Source organism: Methylobacterium sp. E-016 (genome assembly GCF_022829745.1).
In the GTDB taxonomy this organism is placed as follows: domain Bacteria; phylum Pseudomonadota; class Alphaproteobacteria; order Rhizobiales; family Beijerinckiaceae; genus Methylobacterium.
On record NZ_JAKSYF010000194.1, the window covers coordinates 1 to 15328 of the forward strand.

Sequence of the window (15328 nt, forward strand, 5' to 3'; positions counted from 1 at the left end):
CGGTCCGTCGGCGGCCCCAAAACCCGCCCCACACCAACCGGTCAGAAAACGACATACGGACCATCGTGGCCAAGCGCAAGACGTCCGGCGGCACCATGGACCAGGCCGGCCCCACCGCCCGCGACCTCATGCTTCGCCTGATTGAGACCTGCGCCCAGCTCGACGTCTCCTTCTTCCGATACCTCGGCGATCGCCTCGGCATCCCAGACAGCGCAACCGTCCCGCCCCTGCCGGACCTTGTCAGAAACGCCGCAACAGCATGACCGCCCGGTGATCTGCCCCGGTTACCCCAGCCGCTACCTAAGCCATTGTTTTTGCATGCACTTCAGCTTCATACGTACATGCAGTTGATACGATCCCGCGTACGCTTTCAATGGCTACTTCCGCCGTTCCACAGGGGGTCGGAGCGGGGTGACCCAGCATACCTCGTTTGATCTCAGCGTACGGATGACGGGCGTTGGTATAGAGGCACGAGAGCGCGTTGATCGACCGGCCAGAAGCGGACGTTCAGCATTCGACCCAACCTGGTCGTTTGCAACTCAGCCCTGGTGCTCCGGGAGCGGACGTTTGAGCGATTACGCGCGCGGCGGTTTTCCGCATCAACATGGGCTCAGCTCAAAGCAGCCTCATAGCGGACGGCATCAACGCTACGATCATGAAGGCGAGCGCCGCAGAACGGTAGCTGTACACTGCAGGATTGCTGCCTAGAGTTGCATTGACAAATCGTTTGATGATAGAGGTTCAGCGTCGGCAGAATAGTTAAGGTGTCTGGCTTAGATTTCCCAGGCTTGCTTTTGGGGCGGGGATCAACGTGACAAAACTCAAACTTAGCACAAAGGTTGTGACTGGCTACGTCGTCTTGCTGGCGATGATGGTTGTTCTGACCGGCTACGGCATCGTGCAGGTCGAAAATATCGACGAAAAGCTCAAAGAAATCAATGATCTTAACTCGGTCAAGCAGCGCTACGCGATCAATTTCCGTGGCAGCGTGCACGATCGAGCGATCAGTCTTCGCGATTTTACGCTTGTCGCCGATCAGTCCGGCCGTGAGGCAGTGTTGGCCGATATCAAGCGCCTGACCGAAGCTTATGCGCGATCGGCGACGAGCATGGACCAGATGTTCGCCGAACGACCCGATACCTCGGTCGAGGAGCGCGCGATCCTCGGGGATATCAAGCAAACTGAGGCGAAGACCTTGCCTCTGATGAAGAACGTCATCGAAAGTCAGCAGGCAGGCGACACGGGCAAAGCTCGGACGATGCTCATGCAAGACGCCCGGCCGGCATTCGTCGAGTGGCTGGCGCGCATCAACCGCTTCATCGACCTCCAGGAGGCCCGTAACCAGGCCACCGGTGCCGACGTCCGCGCAGTGTCCCATGCCTTCACCCTTTTGATGCTCGCCCTTTGCGCGATCGCGTCCCTTGTCGGTTGCGGCTTCGCGATCTGGGCCTACCGCGCCATTCGCCCGCTTCGCCCACTGACCGCCGTGATGTTGAAGCTCGCGCAAGGCGAACTCGGTGTCATGGTGCCCGAGACGCGGCAGCAGGACGAGGTTGGCGACATCACCCGCGCCGTTCGCACGTTCAAGGACAACGCCTTGGCGGCGCGGGATCTGACGGAGGAGCGCGCAGTCGAGCAAGCGCGCAAGGTGCGTCAGGCCGAGCAGATCGATGCAACGACGCGGGCGTTCGAGACGACGGTCAACGGGATCGTGGCCCAGGTGGATGCCGCAGCCGGCGAGATGCAGGCGACGGCACGCACCATGGCGGGCACCGCCGCGCAGACCGCTTCGAATTCGACTTCGGTAGCGATGGCGGCTGAGGAAGCTGCGGCCAACGTCAACATGGTGGCGGCGGCAGCCGAAGAGCTGGGTGCTTCGGTTCAGGAGATCGGCCGTCGGGTCGCTGGTTCTGCGGAGCTCGCCCGCGCGGCCGTCGCGGATGCCGATCAAACCGGCGTCCTGGTGCACGAGCTCTCGACCGCCGTGTCGCGCATCGGCGACGTTGTCGGGTTGATCTCGGGTATCGCCGGGCAGACCAACCTGCTCGCTCTGAATGCGACCATCGAGGCTGCTCGTGCGGGGGCCGCCGGCAAGGGCTTCGCAGTGGTGGCGTCCGAGGTGAAGGCGTTGGCGGAACAGACCGCAAAAGCCACAAGCGAGATCTCCGGGCAGATCGCGCGGATCCAAGCCTCCACCGGCCAAGCCGTCGCCTCGATTGACGGCATAACCGGGCGGATCCGTGAGATCAGCTCGGTTGCTACTGCCATCGCCACCGCGGTCGACGAGCAGGGAGCTGCCACTCAGGAGATCGTCCGCAATGTCAGCCGCGCCGCGATGGGGACTGGTGAGGTGACGAGCAACATCTCGGGGGTGGCCGGAGCTGCGGAGCAGACGGGCGTGGCAGCGAACCAGGTGCTGGGGGCGGCCTCGGAGCTGTCGCATCAGTCTGAGCACCTAGCCGCCGAGGTTGGCCGTTTCCTCGCAACGGTGCGCGCAGCCTAGAGTGGGCCAGACGGCGCGCTCTCAAAGGGCGCGTCGTCTGTCGGGCAAGCTCTCCAGCATCAGCGTGTTGCCACCGGCGGCGGCGCAGCGGCCGTGGGTCGGCGAGATGGATGGTCAAGACGGTGTGCGCTGCAGGATCGAGATGCCGGTCCCCCGACGGCCAAGAAGCAGACGATCTGAGGGTCCGTGAAGGGTCGTGAGCGGGCACGCGAGCGACGTCCGCTTCTATCGATTACTGCCCGAAAGCAGACCGGCGGAAGACCACCCGTTCCAGTCGTCCAAGCTGCCGCTATGCGTGCGGACGAGACCGCTCAAGCGTTCGGTGGGAGTTCGACCGCGATATCGTTTGAGTTGGAGAAAGCCGTCATGAAACGCGAGCAGGCTGCCCGACTCAAGTCGCTGACCGTGCCAGTTCTGCCCGAGGTCGTGCCCATGACACCGTCACCGCGACGGAAAGTTCGCGTGGGTACGACGAACAAGGGTCAGCAGGGCCGTGGACGCGGCGACGAGTGGTGGGATTAGCGGCCGCCCCAGGGATCAGATCGCAGTCTGCAGCGGCTCGATCACAGCATCGATCCCGAGGATGAGCGCTTCGTAGGGCGTGCCGGACTGCGCCCGCAGAGCCATGCCGGCGAGGGTGGTGAGGGTGAGTTGGGTCAATGCAGGCATCAGCACCGGTGACAAGTGCTCGTCGGCCACCGCCCGGGCCAGACGCTGCTCGATCGCGCCGACGATCCGCCCTCGGTACGCGGCTACGATCGCGCGCACCTCGGCATCCTCCGGTCTGACGTTCACGAGGCTTGTCAGGATCAGGCAGCCCAGCGCCGGAGCCTCGGCCGTGTAGAGCCGCGCGGCTCGGTCGAGCAGGCCATCGAACGCCGCGATAGGCTCGTCCGCGTCGAGACATGCCAGAACAGGTCCGAGCCGGTGCTCCCAGTATTGGGCAAGCGCCGCCTCGAACAGTTTCGCCTTCGATCCGAACGCCGCGATCAGGCTCTGGGGATGGGGAACGCCCATCACGGAGAGCAGGGCCTTGTACGAGGCTCCGCCGTAGCCGCGCTCCCAGAACAGCAGGATCGCTTGGCTTAGGGCCTGCTCCCGTTCGAAGCCCCAAGCACGTCCACGCGGCATCAGTACCTCAATATCCTGAGTGATCGCTCACCAAGTGAGTAGCTGGTGCTGGCTGCCGGAGCAACCAGGAGTGAGCGATTACTCAGCTGTACGGCTGGTCGGGTCATCCACGACGCGCTGCTGCGCTGACGACACGCCGAGGGACGGCAGGTTCAAACATCAGGACAAACGGAAAGACGACACGCTCCCGGGCCTCTGCGGCCGCGGGAGCGGAGAGGAGGGGGCAAGCAAAACGGATTCGGCGAAGGCCCTTCGCCCCAAAAGCCCAAGGAGGACGGGGACGGCAGAACGCGGCGCTCGGACAGCGCTCGCGGGACGGTCGGTGAGAAGCCTTCGCCCCTTCCCCTGATGATGGACACCACAAATGACAGATCATGACGCGCCCACCGGCGCGAACGAGCCCGGTCGCCCACACGAGCCGCCGGGCTTGCGGGTAGGCGCAAGGGTCGAGCGCCCGCGCCGGCACAACAAAGCATGCGACTGTCGTCGGAGGGGGCGCCTGAAGGCGCCATTCCGTACGTAGCTTTCCAGAACGAATCACGATCGCCGAAGGCTGACAGCCGATTTCGAAACGGGCCGTTGACGAAGCAGACGGACTTATTGTGACCCACCTCGGCCGTACGAGACGACATCATCATTGCTCGAAAGCCGACGTATGCCCCCGCTCTTGCGAACAGTAGGGGATATGCATCTATTCGGCTTAGGTAGCGCGATACACCAAACCGGACACGCAGGCATTGCCGCTACCACCATCAGAAGCGAACGTTTTGCCGACTTTTAAATAGCCGACACGATTTACCGACAGAGTTGCAGCCGTTTTCGCCAGCGGCCCCCCGGTTCAATTGATCGCCGGGAAAACGGTCGGATAACCCCTTCCTGGGTGCTAGCAAGGCGACGAGCAGGAGGTACCCAAATATGCAATAGGCGAGCCGGCCTCCATGAGATAAACCTCATAAGAGGCGGCCGCACAAGCGACGTGTCCAATCTGCATATATTCAATCTATTCGACGATTCGTAATTTCTTGTCAGAGACCTTCACCAATGTCGGACAGGATACGATGACTCGAATATCGTCATAGTCCATGTCGCTACCAGCGTTCGGCGGCCGATCTTCCCAGCCGTAATACATGTACTTGTTATCGCTACAACTCGCGGTCGCCGTGGCGGGATTGTGGGTCGTATGACTATTCGGCAAGATGCCCCCGTCCGACTTACTTTTGCATTGGCTCAGGGTGTCGCAGACAATCGTCTCCAAAATCGGATTTGAGACCATATTGATCGGAGACAGAGTGGTTCCGCTGTACACGCGATAACCCTTCATGCTCACCGACTGTACGCGTGTTCCCGTATCAATGGTCATATCGGTATAATACTCGTAAGTTTCTTGATTCGTATCATTCCATGCGGATTTGTTGCTGCGAGCGTTTCGAACGTTATGCAGCATATAGCTTGGCGCTTCATTGGCGCCACAGGTGGGCAAGGTGGCTTTAGAGTAATCTGTCGAAGGCGTGCCATTGTCGGCAATGGCGACTATGCCTCGGCGACCCTTGTCGGCCTGGGCTTGTCGTTTTGGATCGGACGAGTAGCAGTACATGTAGATACGGTTGTAGTCAGCAGCCTCAGGTGACAGCTGGCTAAACGTTGGCGGGCTGGTCTGGTAGACAGGCGCGACTCGATTGACGGTCGTGGCAGTCCCGACTGTAATCTGCCTTGGCATTCCGGGTAGAAGGTGCAAGAGGCTTGTCTTCAGCGTCGTCGAGATTGTCACCCGGTAGTTCGCGCCGTCAACCCACGTACCATTAACTTGGAAGCCATTGGTCGTCTTGACCGAACCCAGTTGCGAGGTGAGCTGGGCACTGGCCAGGCGCAGGCCTTCGGTGGCAGCGGCGACGGTGTCAGCGTTCGCAACCAGCAGGGCGGTCGCATCGGCCACGCTGGCTTCAACAGCGCGGATACGCACAGCATTGCCGTAGTCAATCGCGAGGCCGCTCGCACCGACAAGGAGGGGCAGGGTGAGCCCAAAAATTACTATGACATTGCCACTTTCGGAGCTGAAAAAGGAAGCCAATCGGCACTGCCTACCCAACTGCATGGGCACCTCCCAACGTAGCTGCCGCTTAAAACTAGACAAACCGTGCAGCATACGAGGTATACATATACAACCAGCCTTAAAAATAAGTTATGCTCATCCAATGCAGAAATTTACATTCAAATGTCCTGTTGTGGGTTGATAATTTATATTACTTTTAAATATGAATTTTTGCTTAACAGAGTTATAGCCCCCCCGTCACAACACGTTTCTTATCCAGCAATCGCTTGACGTAGTCATCAGTCTTTGCGCGTCTTTAAGACTATTTTGATTTTCTTCCGTCATTCAAAGTGCCATGCGATCGCTCTTTCATACACCCCAGGTGAAGGTTGTCCCTCTAGAAGTGGCCATCGATGAGCCGCGCTTCGAAGTACCTAGTACGCTAAGTCGCCGAGATGGCTTCTTGGTTGATTGCCGCGGCGGTGTCGCAATCATTTTCGGTCTAAGTGCAACTCTACTGCTTGGCCTCGTCGGCGGCGGCGTCGACTATGCCCGCCTCTCGTACCGCCGCACCCAACTTCAGAGTGCTGTCGATGCGGGAACCCTTGCCGGTGGTAACACCCTCAAGCTCGCATCATCGACCGTTGAATCAGTCCAAGGCGTGACCGAACAGACGGTTCGAGACAGCGCCCATTTGTTACCGGATCGACCATTCACGCTCACCGTTACTGTAGCTAAAGATAAGACAAGTGTGTTCGCTCGCGCTGAGGAAACGGTGAGGCTGGCTTTCGGCGCCTTTGTAGGCATTCGTACGACGGTGGTGGCGGTACAAGCGCGAGCCAACGTCGTTGGCAAAATGCGCCTGTGCATGCTCACCCTTGACCAGAGCGCACCCGGCGCCTTCAACCTGCAGAAGAGGGCCGAGGTCACCGCAGATGGGTGCTCGCTTTATTCAAATTCATCCAACGTCAAAGGCATGGTCGGCGGCGACAGTGCCATGGCCAAAGCTCAGACCATCTGCTCGGCGGGGGGCTACAGTGGAGCGCGAGCGAACTTCGCACCCCCACCGCAAACGGGCTGTCCGACGCTGGGTGATCCGCTCAAAGACCGCTCTCTACCCGTACCGGGCAGTTGCATGCTGATCCCGGCTTCGGCCAACAGCAAGGGTGATACCAGTAAGAACCTTGTCGACCAGAGCGTCACCCTTGATCCCGGCACTTACTGCGGCGGCTTGCACATCACGAAGAAGGCAAACGTCACTCTTCGATCCGGCATCTACGTTATGAAGGATGGGCCGCTCGTGGTGGATCAGAAGGGCTCACTGACAGGTACGGATGTCGGCCTGTTTTTTGCCGGAGATCAAGCTGGTTTGCTGTTCGACAAAAAGTCAACAATCAGCTTAGCAGCTCCGACTACGGGTATCATGGCCGGCCTATTGATGGCTGAAGATCGAACTGTCAGCAGTCCTGTCGACCCGACGACCGCAATCATCAGCTTCGTAGGCGCTTTGCTCTCTCCTCTTTCCCCGGCCCCGTCGCCGACACCTCAGCCCCTAGGTTTGACGCGCCCTCTGCGTACCTACCGCATTATCAGTGGCGACGCGCGGACCATGCTGGGGACGATCTACCTACCTGTTGGCCGGTTGGTGATCGACGCGGACAAGCCTGTGGCTGATCAGTCCGCCTACACCGTAATCGTCGCCGCACAAGTCAACCTCTATGAAGGGCCGAACCTGTACCTCAACTCGAACTACGACGCTACCAGCGTGCCGGTACCTAAAGGCGTTGGTCCGATCTCGGGGAAGCTCCTGCTCACCCAGTGATAGTTCCGGAAACGAAATATAATGTTTGGTGAATAAGCAAAGTTTGATGTCCGCCTTCCAACGCCGCCCGAGCTTCGGCCTATTCCCCTAGTCGAAGTTGCCGGACAGCCGATGAATGGCCGCTCGTTGGAAGCGCCTGTGGCGAACCAAGCAACCGGGTTGCGTCGAGAACCGCCGACTGCCTATGTGCGGAAGACGTTCGGATCCCCGGCATACGAATCAATGGGATTAATATCTTTTATGTGCGAGTGATCGTTAAATTTAGTACTGATAGGCAAATACAGAGTCTGTCACGATGCAGACGAGACGTGCGACCGCAATGGGTCGCACGTCTCGTCTGCTTTTCATGCGGAAGCGGCGACCGTGTCAGCCACATTCGCTTTGCGTGCACCAAGCTCCTCCGGCCGACCGGTGGTCGTATCGGTGACTGTCTGATGTTCCATCTCGGCGTTCAACTCCGCTCCGAGCAGGACGATGGTCGTAGAAATCCAGATCCAGGTCATGAAGCCGATGATGGCTCCGAGGGACCCGTAGGTTTCGTTGTAGTTGCCGAAGCTTGACACATACCATGAGAACAGCGCTGACACGACAATCCAGAGAACACCAGCAACGCCACTTCCCCACGTGACCCAACGCCACTTAGCAGCTTCCCGACTCGGACCATATCGGTACAAAAGCGCCAGGCTGCCTAGGACAACGAGGAGTAGGATCGGCCATCGTGCCAAGGCGATGACCCACTCCATCGAACCCAAATTCAACAAGGCTAGCGCAGCCGGTATCACAACGATACCAACAAGAGCTAGAACCACAAATAAAAGTGCCCCGGCTGTGAAAGTCAAAGATCTCAGGTTTAACCAGAAGAAGTTGCGCTTCTCTTTCTCGTCGTAGACAATGTTTAGTGCATCGAAGATTGCCTTCATGCCGCCGTTGGCGCTCCAGATCGACACGACGATGCCGAAGGCCGCGGTGAAACCGAGGGTGCCGCCTCCTTTTGCTGCGATGCGCTTGACCTGCTCGCCGATGATATCGAGGGCACCGCTCGGCATGACGCTTTGAAGAGAGGCCAACTGTCCATTGATGGTCGTAGGGTCGGCCACAAGGCCGTAGATCGAGACAAAGGCGCCAATGGCCGGGAACAACGCCAGGATGGCGTAGAATGTGACTCCTGCCGCAACCAGCAGCACACGGTCGTTTCCGAACTCTTGGAACAGGCGCTTGCCAATATCGAGCCAACCTTTGGCCGGGATCTCGGATGGGGTGGACGCCTTACGGCCTCGGTCAACCTCTGTATCTGCGACCTGGGAAGCGGCCGCTCCTTCGTGGGTTCTTGGGCCTTCCTCGGCGCCTAGCTGACTCGATGCGCCTTCCGGGCGCGAACTGAGTCGGCGATGCGGTAGAGCCACCAATCCAAGAAGCGCGGTTCCGAGAAAGAGGGTCCAGACTATTGGGGAGGTCTCAGTCCGTGGCTGAGGGGTTAGCTGTTGGATAGGGTCAGTCATGGGGCATCTCGGGAAGTAGGCTCAAAAAAGGGGGGCCTCGGGTCGAGGCAGCGTACGCACATCTGCGTCAGTCTTGCGACCCATTCCATGCGCTCAGACAATTTTTCCAACCGCTGTGATCAGAAGCAGGTCGACTGTGGACGATATTAGATCATGAGGGAGCGCCAGATCATCGCAAAGCCAGTGAGGATCATCGCGACCAAGATCAGGCTTGCGGATGGGGGCGTACGCAGGTGCCTTAGTCGTGCGATGAACATGCCAATGAGAAGGTTTAGAACGACCACCAGGCAGACTTGCTCGATGGTCATGCGAGAATCCTTTCAATACTTTTAACTCGACGCAATGGGTATATGATTGAGAAAAAGAAGTGCTTTAGCCGCAGTGTTTTCGCTATTTCATCGAATTAGCGAGCTGCAATTAAATGCGTTTCTCTGGGTGGGGAGTCAGTGCATTGCGATTATTTGGGCTTAGGCGCCGTACTTGGTCCAGCCAGAACAGGTGCTGACTGGACGGAAAGCTGCTGCCGAATATCCCAAGCTTGACCAGTGTCGCGGCGAGCTCATATCGCCTCGTCCCAGGGCTGTTTTCGACGCTGGCCATTTCTGCGTCGTGGACTGTCATTGTCTCGGTCACCGGAAATTTTTCGATGTCGTAGCTGGAGGCTTCGAGGCAATGGCAGTGCTCGGTACGGCGAACCGATCCGGATCGCGTATGGCTCGGTAGGCAGCCCCTCCAATGGGACCCTTGCCCTTGAGGAGCATCACGGTGCCGAGGCACATCATGAGGACTGGCACCGGGTTGCGGCGGACAGCCTCCAGCGCGCCGTCGTAGAGGACGGCCCCGGTCGCGTCGTGGCGGATGCTGCCGAGCATGTTCTCGACGATGCCGGTGGGGGTGAGGCGCTGCGTAAGACTGTCCAGCGTCCGGCCCAGGCGGCCGCGGCTTGCCTCGATCTCGTGCTCCAAAGCGTCGGCATCACTCATCATGCGTCTGCGTGCTCCTTGATAACGGTGGTGTCCTGCCGAAGCTGGCGGCCTGTCCGAGTCGGCATGAGCCCGTTGAGCGAGAACCGGCTCCTGGCGGTCAGCACCAGGACGATGCCGAGAACGAGGAAGACGACACGGACGATCAGGGCGGAGAGCGCCTCCGAGCCGACGACAGCGGCGAGCCACTTCATCAAAGCGTCGACCAGGACCAGGAAGCCGACGATTGCGAACACCGCTGCGCCGGCCATCGCCGCGAGGCCGATGACCACGCTTCGCAGGCTGTCGGTTGTTTCCTGGCGGAACAGGGCGATCTCGCCCCGGACGACGTCGCCTGCACCCCGGAGCGCTTCGGCGAGCAAACTGGGAATGCCATGGGGAGACGTGGGTGGCGGGACGGCGCTCAAGGGTACCCGCCCCACGCCTGCCTGGGTTCACCGGGCGATTTGCCAGCACCTCCTTCGCCGGACTGGATGACGTGGAAAGCGCCGTACCCGAGCGCCCCGATCACCAGGGCCGTCGCCAACGGGTGGCCTAGTGCGCCCCCCCTCGGCGTCGCGGTAAAGCTCACGCCAGCCTCGGCGTATGATACGGTCCGAGAACGCGTCGAGGTTGTCGGCGACAGCGTGGACGAACGGCTCTACCTGTGTTTGTCCATTGAGTTGGCTACCGCCCGAACGCAGCGCGCCGGCGAGCTCGGAGAGGAAGCCTGCAGCCTCGATCTTGTGCCGGTCGGCATAGCCGCTGGCTTGGTCGCGCACGGCATCGGCCAAACCAGCCGGTGAGCGTGGCGCCTGCATCGGGCCATCGGCGAGGGGCGGACCCGCAAGTCGGGTGGGATCGCTCATGGTGCTGCTCCTGACCTGCGGGACGGCTTGGGTGGGGCCGCACCTAGCGGCGGCCGTGGACGACCATCGCGAGAAGGTAGCCGAGTGCGCCCGCCATCGCGGCCATCATCAGCGGGGACTCCTTGGCGTAGCTCGTCACCGTGTCGGCGCCCTGACGGTAGGTGCGCTCGGCGTCGGGGAAGGCGTCGCGACCCTGCTTCAGGGCACCCTGCGCAAGGTCACTGGCCTGGTCGGCAACGTCGCGCACAGCGTCCTTGGCCTGCCCGTACAGGTTCTCGACGTTGCCCTTGGCCTCGTTGGCGACGTCCTTGGCCTTGGTCTCGCGGTCACCCGTCACGTCGCCGAAGACGCCCTGGACCTTGCCGCCGAATTCCTTCGCTGCACCGGTGATGCGGTTCTCTTCCATGGTTTTTTTTTCCGAAGTTGGTGCCGGGCGCGCGGAATGCGCGTCCGGCGGTTGGATGGGGTGTGTTACTTCTTGGCGCTCTTGCCGTGAGCCTTGGTCGAGCTCTCGTGTGCCTTCTCGGAGTGGCCATGGGCCTCCTTCGAGTGCTTGGCGGCGGCGGTCTCGTCGCCCTTCTCGTGGTGCTCGGCGGCGGTCTTGTGCGACTTGGCGGCGGCCTCGTGGTGCTTGGCAGCCTCAGCGTGCGCGGTCTTGGCCATGGTGGGTTCCTCGGGTGGCACCGTCACGGTGCTCGTTGCGGTCGTGTCGACCGGCGCGTCCGGCTGGGAAAGGCCCCGACCGGCGTGCGGGATGTCCTCAGGTGCAACGCCTCAGTGGGCGGGCAGCCTGCCGCCGGGGGTGTAGCGGTCCACCGCCGAAGGAAGCTCTGATGAGAGCCGGGAAAGAAGCTCGTTGCGGGAGAGGCCGGCCTGTCTCGAATGAGTATCGAGCTTGTCTAGACTAATCGATACTTAGTGGTTGGCTTCGGTGCTGCCGACTATCAGAAAGGCAAGCGTTGTCGTTAGGAGCCAAGGACGAACACCTCTGTGCTGATCCAAATAGAACGGCAAAGCTCGTTTTGTCCTGGGTAGGCGTAACAAGAGCTACCAGTGTGCGTGCTCCTGCTCAGTCGGCATCCGGCCTTGCGGGGTGAGCTGGTCGATCACACCTGGCAGCAGGTGGGAGAGCTGCGACAGCAGGTCGGAGCTTCCCATGCCGGTCTGCTGTGAGAGCTGCCCCACTGTTTCCGGACCGAGCGCCGCTCCGAGATCGTGCGGTGCGATCGGCTGGTTCTGTCCTTGGCCGATCCAAGAGTTGATTGCCCCACCATGGCCGGCCTGGGTAAACTGCTCGACGAGGGCACCAAGCCCACCTGCTCCGCCACCTCCGAGCAGACCACCGAGACCACCCTGGCCACTGCCAAGACTGTTACCTGCGTTGCCCAGCATGCCGCCAAGGCCGCCGCCTCCGGCCCGTGCGGCCAGAAGGCTCATCAGGACGCCTACAAGGGGACTGGCGCCGGCGCCCTGCTGCTGACTGGCGTTGCCGCCGACCACACTGCCGATGATACTGTCGAGTAGGCCCATGATCTGGACTCCTGAAGCGGCCTTTCGACCAGGTTGATCGGATTGGTTGATGCCAAGGCTGCGCTGGCGCGCGGATCCCGATGATCAGACCGGGTGATTGTAGACACGCACCCGGCGAGCACCGGACGTCCGTGTATCCGGGCTAGCCACGGGAGCGCCGACCGCATCGTTCTCGCGCACGATCGAGCCTGCGGCTGCGTCCGAACCAATCAAGGTCGAAGTATCGCTGTGCGACGCGCCAGCAGTCTTGCTGCTCCAGCCCTCGCTTTCCCAACCCTTTGTACGCGCGTCGAGATCGACAGCGCCATGCTCCTCCAGGATGCGCATGGCCACGACGGCGTGGGCCTCATCCACCTTCGCGGTCAGTAGCGAACCACCCCGGCGTACGCCTTCAGCGTAGGCATGCGCATCGGTCTCGCTCACGCCGGCGCTGGTCAACGAACCGGTCAAACCACCTGCCGCGGCACCGAGGCCGGCACCGGTCAACGTCGCGACGAGCCAGCCCGCAGCCACGACCGGACCGACGCCCGGGATGGCCATCAGCCCGAGGCCGGCGAGGAGACCGGCACCGCCGCCCAGGATCGTGCCGAGGGTTGCACCGGTCCCTGCACCGTTGGTGGCATGGCCCACCGGATCGCTCGTTCCAGTGGTGGTCGTCTCCGTCTTGTTACCGACGAGACTGATGTCGGAGTGCGGCACACCGGCCGCCTCCAGCTTCGTCACGGCCGCCGCAGCGTCGTCGGAGCGATCGTACAGGGCCGAGAGGGTCTGTGTGGGCATGGAAGCACTCCGAAGGGTTTGAACCGGATGAATCGAACGCGGAAAGCGGCTAGCGCACCGCGACGTTGCCTTTGAAGTCGAGGCCGACGCTGGCCGGCTTGCTGCCCATCAGCGCATCGCCGCGCCAGATGCCGTCGCCGTCCTTCTTGAGGTTCTTGACCTCGTGGTAGCCGGCCTGATCGAGACGCCGGCGGGCCTCACCCTCGGTGAAGCTGTTGGCGCCCCGCTCCAGTTTGACGTTCGCTCCCGCTCCTGTGACCACTGTCGTGTTGGCGTGATCCGTGTTCGGCCGCGTCACAGCGTTCTGACCACCGGAGGTCGCACTGGAGACCCCACCCGCTGCCGGCTGCCCGGTGACGGTCGTCTGCGCCGATGCGGGTGATGCCGCGAGCAGCGGCAAGAGCAGAAGAAGTGAGCGGTTCAAGGACATGGCGGCGCCTGTTTGACGGGTTGCGGTCGAGAACGGGCCGACCCGAACTCGGATCTCGGCATGGTGCGCTGCCTGGTGCGTCCAAGCTCCAGGCAGCGCCTCTCGGATGGATCAGACCGGCTTGCGGGTGCTGGGCGCAGCGTCCGTCACCGTGGTGCCGGTCGTGCCAGTGCGGCTGACGTTGCCGCGCTCGTCCTCGACCTCGACCTCGGTATGGCGCACCTTATCGGTCACAGTCTCGACGCGCTGAGCCGCATCCTTGCGGATGCCGACCTCGCCAACGACCCGGGCTTCCTTCGACACCACCGCTTGCTCGCGCATCTCGGTCGCCTCGATGACCTTCTCAGCAAACAGGGCTTCGTCGCCCGGGGTTACTGCCCGGTCGACCACGCGCCGGTCGACGTGCACGGTCTCGTCGTGCAGCGTCACGTTCTCGCTTACCGCCCTCTCAACGGCGTAGGAGCGCACCCGCACCCGGCCGCTGTCGACCATGCGCTTGCCGACGTTGAGCCGCTCCTCGACGACCGGGATGTAGTCCGACTCGCCGGTGGTCGTGCCGGCGGCCTTCAAGGCCGCGGCGCCCGTAGCCGACGTTCCGGTCGCCGTCGTACCCGTGGTCGAGCTCGCTGCAGTAGCTCCACCGGCCGAGTAGCCGCTCCAGCCTTCCTGGCGCCAAGCGCTCTCACGCTGGTCGAGATCGATCGAACCGTTCTGCTCCAGAATGTCGTAGACTGTGTCGGACTGCGTCGGCTCGACACTCACGGTCAGCAGCGTGCCGCCTCGGCTCAGACCCTCGCTGTAAGCATAGCGATCCTCCTCGGGCATAAAGAAATCCTTGAGCGAGCCCCAGAACCCGCCCTCGTCCTTGCGGTAGTCGTAAGAGCCGCTGGTGCGGGCCGTCTGCGCTCCCTGCACCAGCTTGATCGCCAATTGCGGGATGCCGGCGGCGACGAGCTTGGCTTGAGCGGCCTGTGCCTCAGTCGGGCGATCGAAGAGCGCGGTGATCGTCTGCGTCATGATGTTTGCTCCTGGCTTGATAGGGGATTGATCTGCTCGCTTGCGTGGCCTTCCGGATCCACGCGTTCGACCTCGGCGTGCTGCTTGCGCAGTGTCACCGGGACCTCGACGTCTTCGACCGCTATGGCCTGGCGGACGTGCACCTCCTCCTTCAGGACGAGGCGCTTCTCGACGACGAGGATCTCTTCAAGGATTGGGATGATGGTCACCCCGTCCTCCTCACGAACCACCGGGGGCATCTCACCCTCGGCCAGGGTCCGATTGATTGGCACCCGGGTGACCCCGACCCGGTCGCTGCGTAGGGTCTCGCGCAGGGTCTGATCGATCGTCTCGGTTCGGGTCGAGACCCGCACGCGCCCAGTCTCGACCAGATGCTTGTCGATGCGGGCAGTCTCGGCGAGCAGCGGAAGCGATACGCTCTCGCCGACGACGACCTCCGCCGCGTGCTTGTTCTGCGCTCCAGGGAGAAGCGGCTCGATGGCGGCGGGGTCGCTCACCGTCAGAGAACCCGGCGACGGCCCATAAGGGTGTGGTAGATCCACAGCACCACCACGGCGCCGACGACGGCGACGAGGAGGCTGTAGAGGTTCACCCCGGACACCCCGGGCTGGCCGAACTGGTTGAACAGGAAGCCGCCGACGACGGCGCCGACGATGCCGAGCAGGATGTCGACGACGAGCCCCTGGCCGGTGTTGTTGACGATCTTGCTGCCGATGAAGCCGGCGATCAGGCCGAGCACGATCCAGGCGAGGAGGG

17 protein-coding genes and 2 pseudogenes are annotated in these 15328 nt (G+C 61.8%); 3 read left to right on the forward strand and 16 right to left on the reverse strand.

The genetic code is table 11. From position 1 onward, the window contains the following. Together MKK68_RS27335 and MKK68_RS27340 are read left to right on the forward strand one after the other, a co-directional pair. Positions 1-263, forward strand: a pseudogene (locus MKK68_RS27335) (hypothetical protein); the annotation flags it as partial. A gap of 548 nt (positions 264-811) precedes the next feature. After that, on the forward strand, positions 812-2503 hold the full coding sequence (locus tag MKK68_RS27340) for a methyl-accepting chemotaxis protein (RefSeq protein WP_244033526.1): 1692 nt from the start codon (positions 812-814) through the stop codon (positions 2501-2503). A 537-nt stretch (positions 2504-3040) separates the two neighbouring features. On the opposite strand, the gene MKK68_RS27345 is transcribed toward MKK68_RS27340, so the two are convergent. Beyond that, the gene (locus tag MKK68_RS27345; RefSeq protein WP_244033527.1) at positions 3041-3634 is read right to left on the reverse strand and encodes a TetR/AcrR family transcriptional regulator; all 594 of its coding nucleotides are present in this window, start codon (positions 3632-3634) and stop codon (positions 3041-3043) included. Positions 3635-4634: 1000 nt separating this feature from the next. Next, positions 4635-5726 carry a TadE/TadG family type IV pilus assembly protein gene (locus tag MKK68_RS27350; protein WP_244033528.1) on the reverse strand — a complete coding sequence of 364 codons (1092 nt, stop codon included), beginning with the start codon at positions 5724-5726 and terminating at the stop codon, positions 4635-4637. Positions 5727-6018: 292 nt separating this feature from the next. Between MKK68_RS27350 and MKK68_RS27355 the strand changes: the two genes are divergently transcribed. Next, positions 6019-7485 (forward strand): pilus assembly protein TadG-related protein, encoded by a 1467-nt coding sequence (locus tag MKK68_RS27355; RefSeq protein WP_244033529.1) that lies wholly within the window; start codon positions 6019-6021, stop codon positions 7483-7485. Between the two features lie 344 nt (positions 7486-7829). Here MKK68_RS27355 and MKK68_RS27360 read toward each other — a convergent pair whose 3' ends face one another. The 14 genes and pseudogenes from MKK68_RS27360 to MKK68_RS27425 form a co-directional block, all read right to left on the reverse strand. Then, a complete protein-coding gene (locus MKK68_RS27360; protein ID WP_244033530.1) occupies positions 7830-8984 on the reverse strand; it encodes a YihY/virulence factor BrkB family protein in 1155 nt (384 codons plus the stop codon). 146 nt (positions 8985-9130) lie between these two features. Beyond that, on the reverse strand, positions 9131-9292 hold the full coding sequence (locus tag MKK68_RS27365; RefSeq protein ID WP_187275554.1) for a hypothetical protein: 162 nt from the start codon (positions 9290-9292) through the stop codon (positions 9131-9133). Positions 9293-9613: 321 nt separating this feature from the next. After that, positions 9614-9970: a DUF3618 domain-containing protein gene (locus MKK68_RS27370; protein ID WP_244033531.1), complete on the reverse strand. Its 357-nt coding sequence runs from the start codon at positions 9968-9970 to the stop codon at positions 9614-9616. Continuing rightward, positions 9967-10374: a phage holin family protein gene (locus MKK68_RS27375; protein ID WP_244033532.1), complete on the reverse strand. Its 408-nt coding sequence runs from the start codon at positions 10372-10374 to the stop codon at positions 9967-9969. Before MKK68_RS27375 ends, MKK68_RS27370 begins: the two co-directional genes overlap by 4 nt. Before the next feature lie 27 nt (positions 10375-10401). Next, positions 10402-10815, reverse strand: a complete 414-nt coding sequence (locus tag MKK68_RS27380; protein WP_244033533.1) for a hypothetical protein — start codon at positions 10813-10815, stop codon at positions 10402-10404. A gap of 43 nt (positions 10816-10858) precedes the next feature. Further along, positions 10859-11221, reverse strand: coding sequence for a CsbD family protein (locus tag MKK68_RS27385; protein ID WP_244033534.1), 363 nt, complete (start codon positions 11219-11221; stop codon positions 10859-10861). Between the two features lie 65 nt (positions 11222-11286). After that, positions 11287-11478, reverse strand: a complete 192-nt coding sequence (locus MKK68_RS27390; protein ID WP_147726154.1) for a hypothetical protein — start codon at positions 11476-11478, stop codon at positions 11287-11289. Positions 11479-11589: 111 nt separating this feature from the next. Next, positions 11590-11727 (reverse strand): annotated as a pseudogene (locus MKK68_RS27395) (YidB family protein); the annotation flags it as partial. A gap of 135 nt (positions 11728-11862) precedes the next feature. Beyond that, positions 11863-12345: a YidB family protein gene (locus MKK68_RS27400; RefSeq protein WP_243983632.1), complete on the reverse strand. Its 483-nt coding sequence runs from the start codon at positions 12343-12345 to the stop codon at positions 11863-11865. A gap of 84 nt (positions 12346-12429) precedes the next feature. Next, positions 12430-13125, reverse strand: a complete 696-nt coding sequence (locus tag MKK68_RS27405; protein ID WP_244033535.1) for a hypothetical protein — start codon at positions 13123-13125, stop codon at positions 12430-12432. Positions 13126-13174: 49 nt separating this feature from the next. Beyond that, a complete protein-coding gene (locus MKK68_RS27410) occupies positions 13175-13555 on the reverse strand; it encodes a hypothetical protein (protein WP_244033536.1) in 381 nt (126 codons plus the stop codon). A 111-nt stretch (positions 13556-13666) separates the two neighbouring features. Continuing rightward, complete coding sequence (locus MKK68_RS27415) at positions 13667-14572, reverse strand: YsnF/AvaK domain-containing protein (RefSeq protein ID WP_244033537.1); 906 nt, start codon at positions 14570-14572, stop codon at positions 13667-13669. Continuing rightward, on the reverse strand, positions 14569-15069 hold the full coding sequence (locus MKK68_RS27420) for a YsnF/AvaK domain-containing protein (protein ID WP_244033538.1): 501 nt from the start codon (positions 15067-15069) through the stop codon (positions 14569-14571). Before MKK68_RS27420 ends, MKK68_RS27415 begins: the two co-directional genes overlap by 4 nt. 2 nt (positions 15070-15071) lie before the next feature. Continuing rightward, positions 15072-15328: GlsB/YeaQ/YmgE family stress response membrane protein (locus MKK68_RS27425; protein WP_244033539.1), on the reverse strand; the 257-nt coding region annotated here is incomplete at its 5' end.

Coding starts and splice junctions, on each gene's coding strand:
- MKK68_RS27400 (WP_243983632.1), bottom strand. CDS start 12,345: ATGGGCCTACTCGACAGTATCATCGGCAGTGTGGTCGGCGGCAACGCC.
- MKK68_RS27345 (WP_244033527.1), bottom strand. CDS start 3,634: ATGCCGCGTGGACGTGCTTGGGGCTTCGAACGGGAGCAGGCCCTAAGC.
- MKK68_RS27365 (WP_187275554.1), bottom strand. CDS start 9,292: ATGACCATCGAGCAAGTCTGCCTGGTGGTCGTTCTAAACCTTCTCATT.
- MKK68_RS27350 (WP_244033528.1), bottom strand. CDS start 5,726: ATGCAGTTGGGTAGGCAGTGCCGATTGGCTTCCTTTTTCAGCTCCGAA.
- MKK68_RS27380 (WP_244033533.1), bottom strand. CDS start 10,815: ATGAGCGATCCCACCCGACTTGCGGGTCCGCCCCTCGCCGATGGCCCG.
- MKK68_RS27415 (WP_244033537.1), bottom strand. CDS start 14,572: ATGACGCAGACGATCACCGCGCTCTTCGATCGCCCGACTGAGGCACAG.
- MKK68_RS27405 (WP_244033535.1), bottom strand. CDS start 13,125: ATGCCCACACAGACCCTCTCGGCCCTGTACGATCGCTCCGACGACGCT.
- MKK68_RS27390 (WP_147726154.1), bottom strand. CDS start 11,478: ATGGCCAAGACCGCGCACGCTGAGGCTGCCAAGCACCACGAGGCCGCC.
- MKK68_RS27370 (WP_244033531.1), bottom strand. CDS start 9,970: ATGATGAGTGATGCCGACGCTTTGGAGCACGAGATCGAGGCAAGCCGC.
- MKK68_RS27410 (WP_244033536.1), bottom strand. CDS start 13,555: ATGTCCTTGAACCGCTCACTTCTTCTGCTCTTGCCGCTGCTCGCGGCA.
- MKK68_RS27360 (WP_244033530.1), bottom strand. CDS start 8,984: ATGACTGACCCTATCCAACAGCTAACCCCTCAGCCACGGACTGAGACC.
- MKK68_RS27385 (WP_244033534.1), bottom strand. CDS start 11,221: ATGGAAGAGAACCGCATCACCGGTGCAGCGAAGGAATTCGGCGGCAAG.
- MKK68_RS27355 (WP_244033529.1), top strand. CDS start 6,019: ATGCGATCGCTCTTTCATACACCCCAGGTGAAGGTTGTCCCTCTAGAA.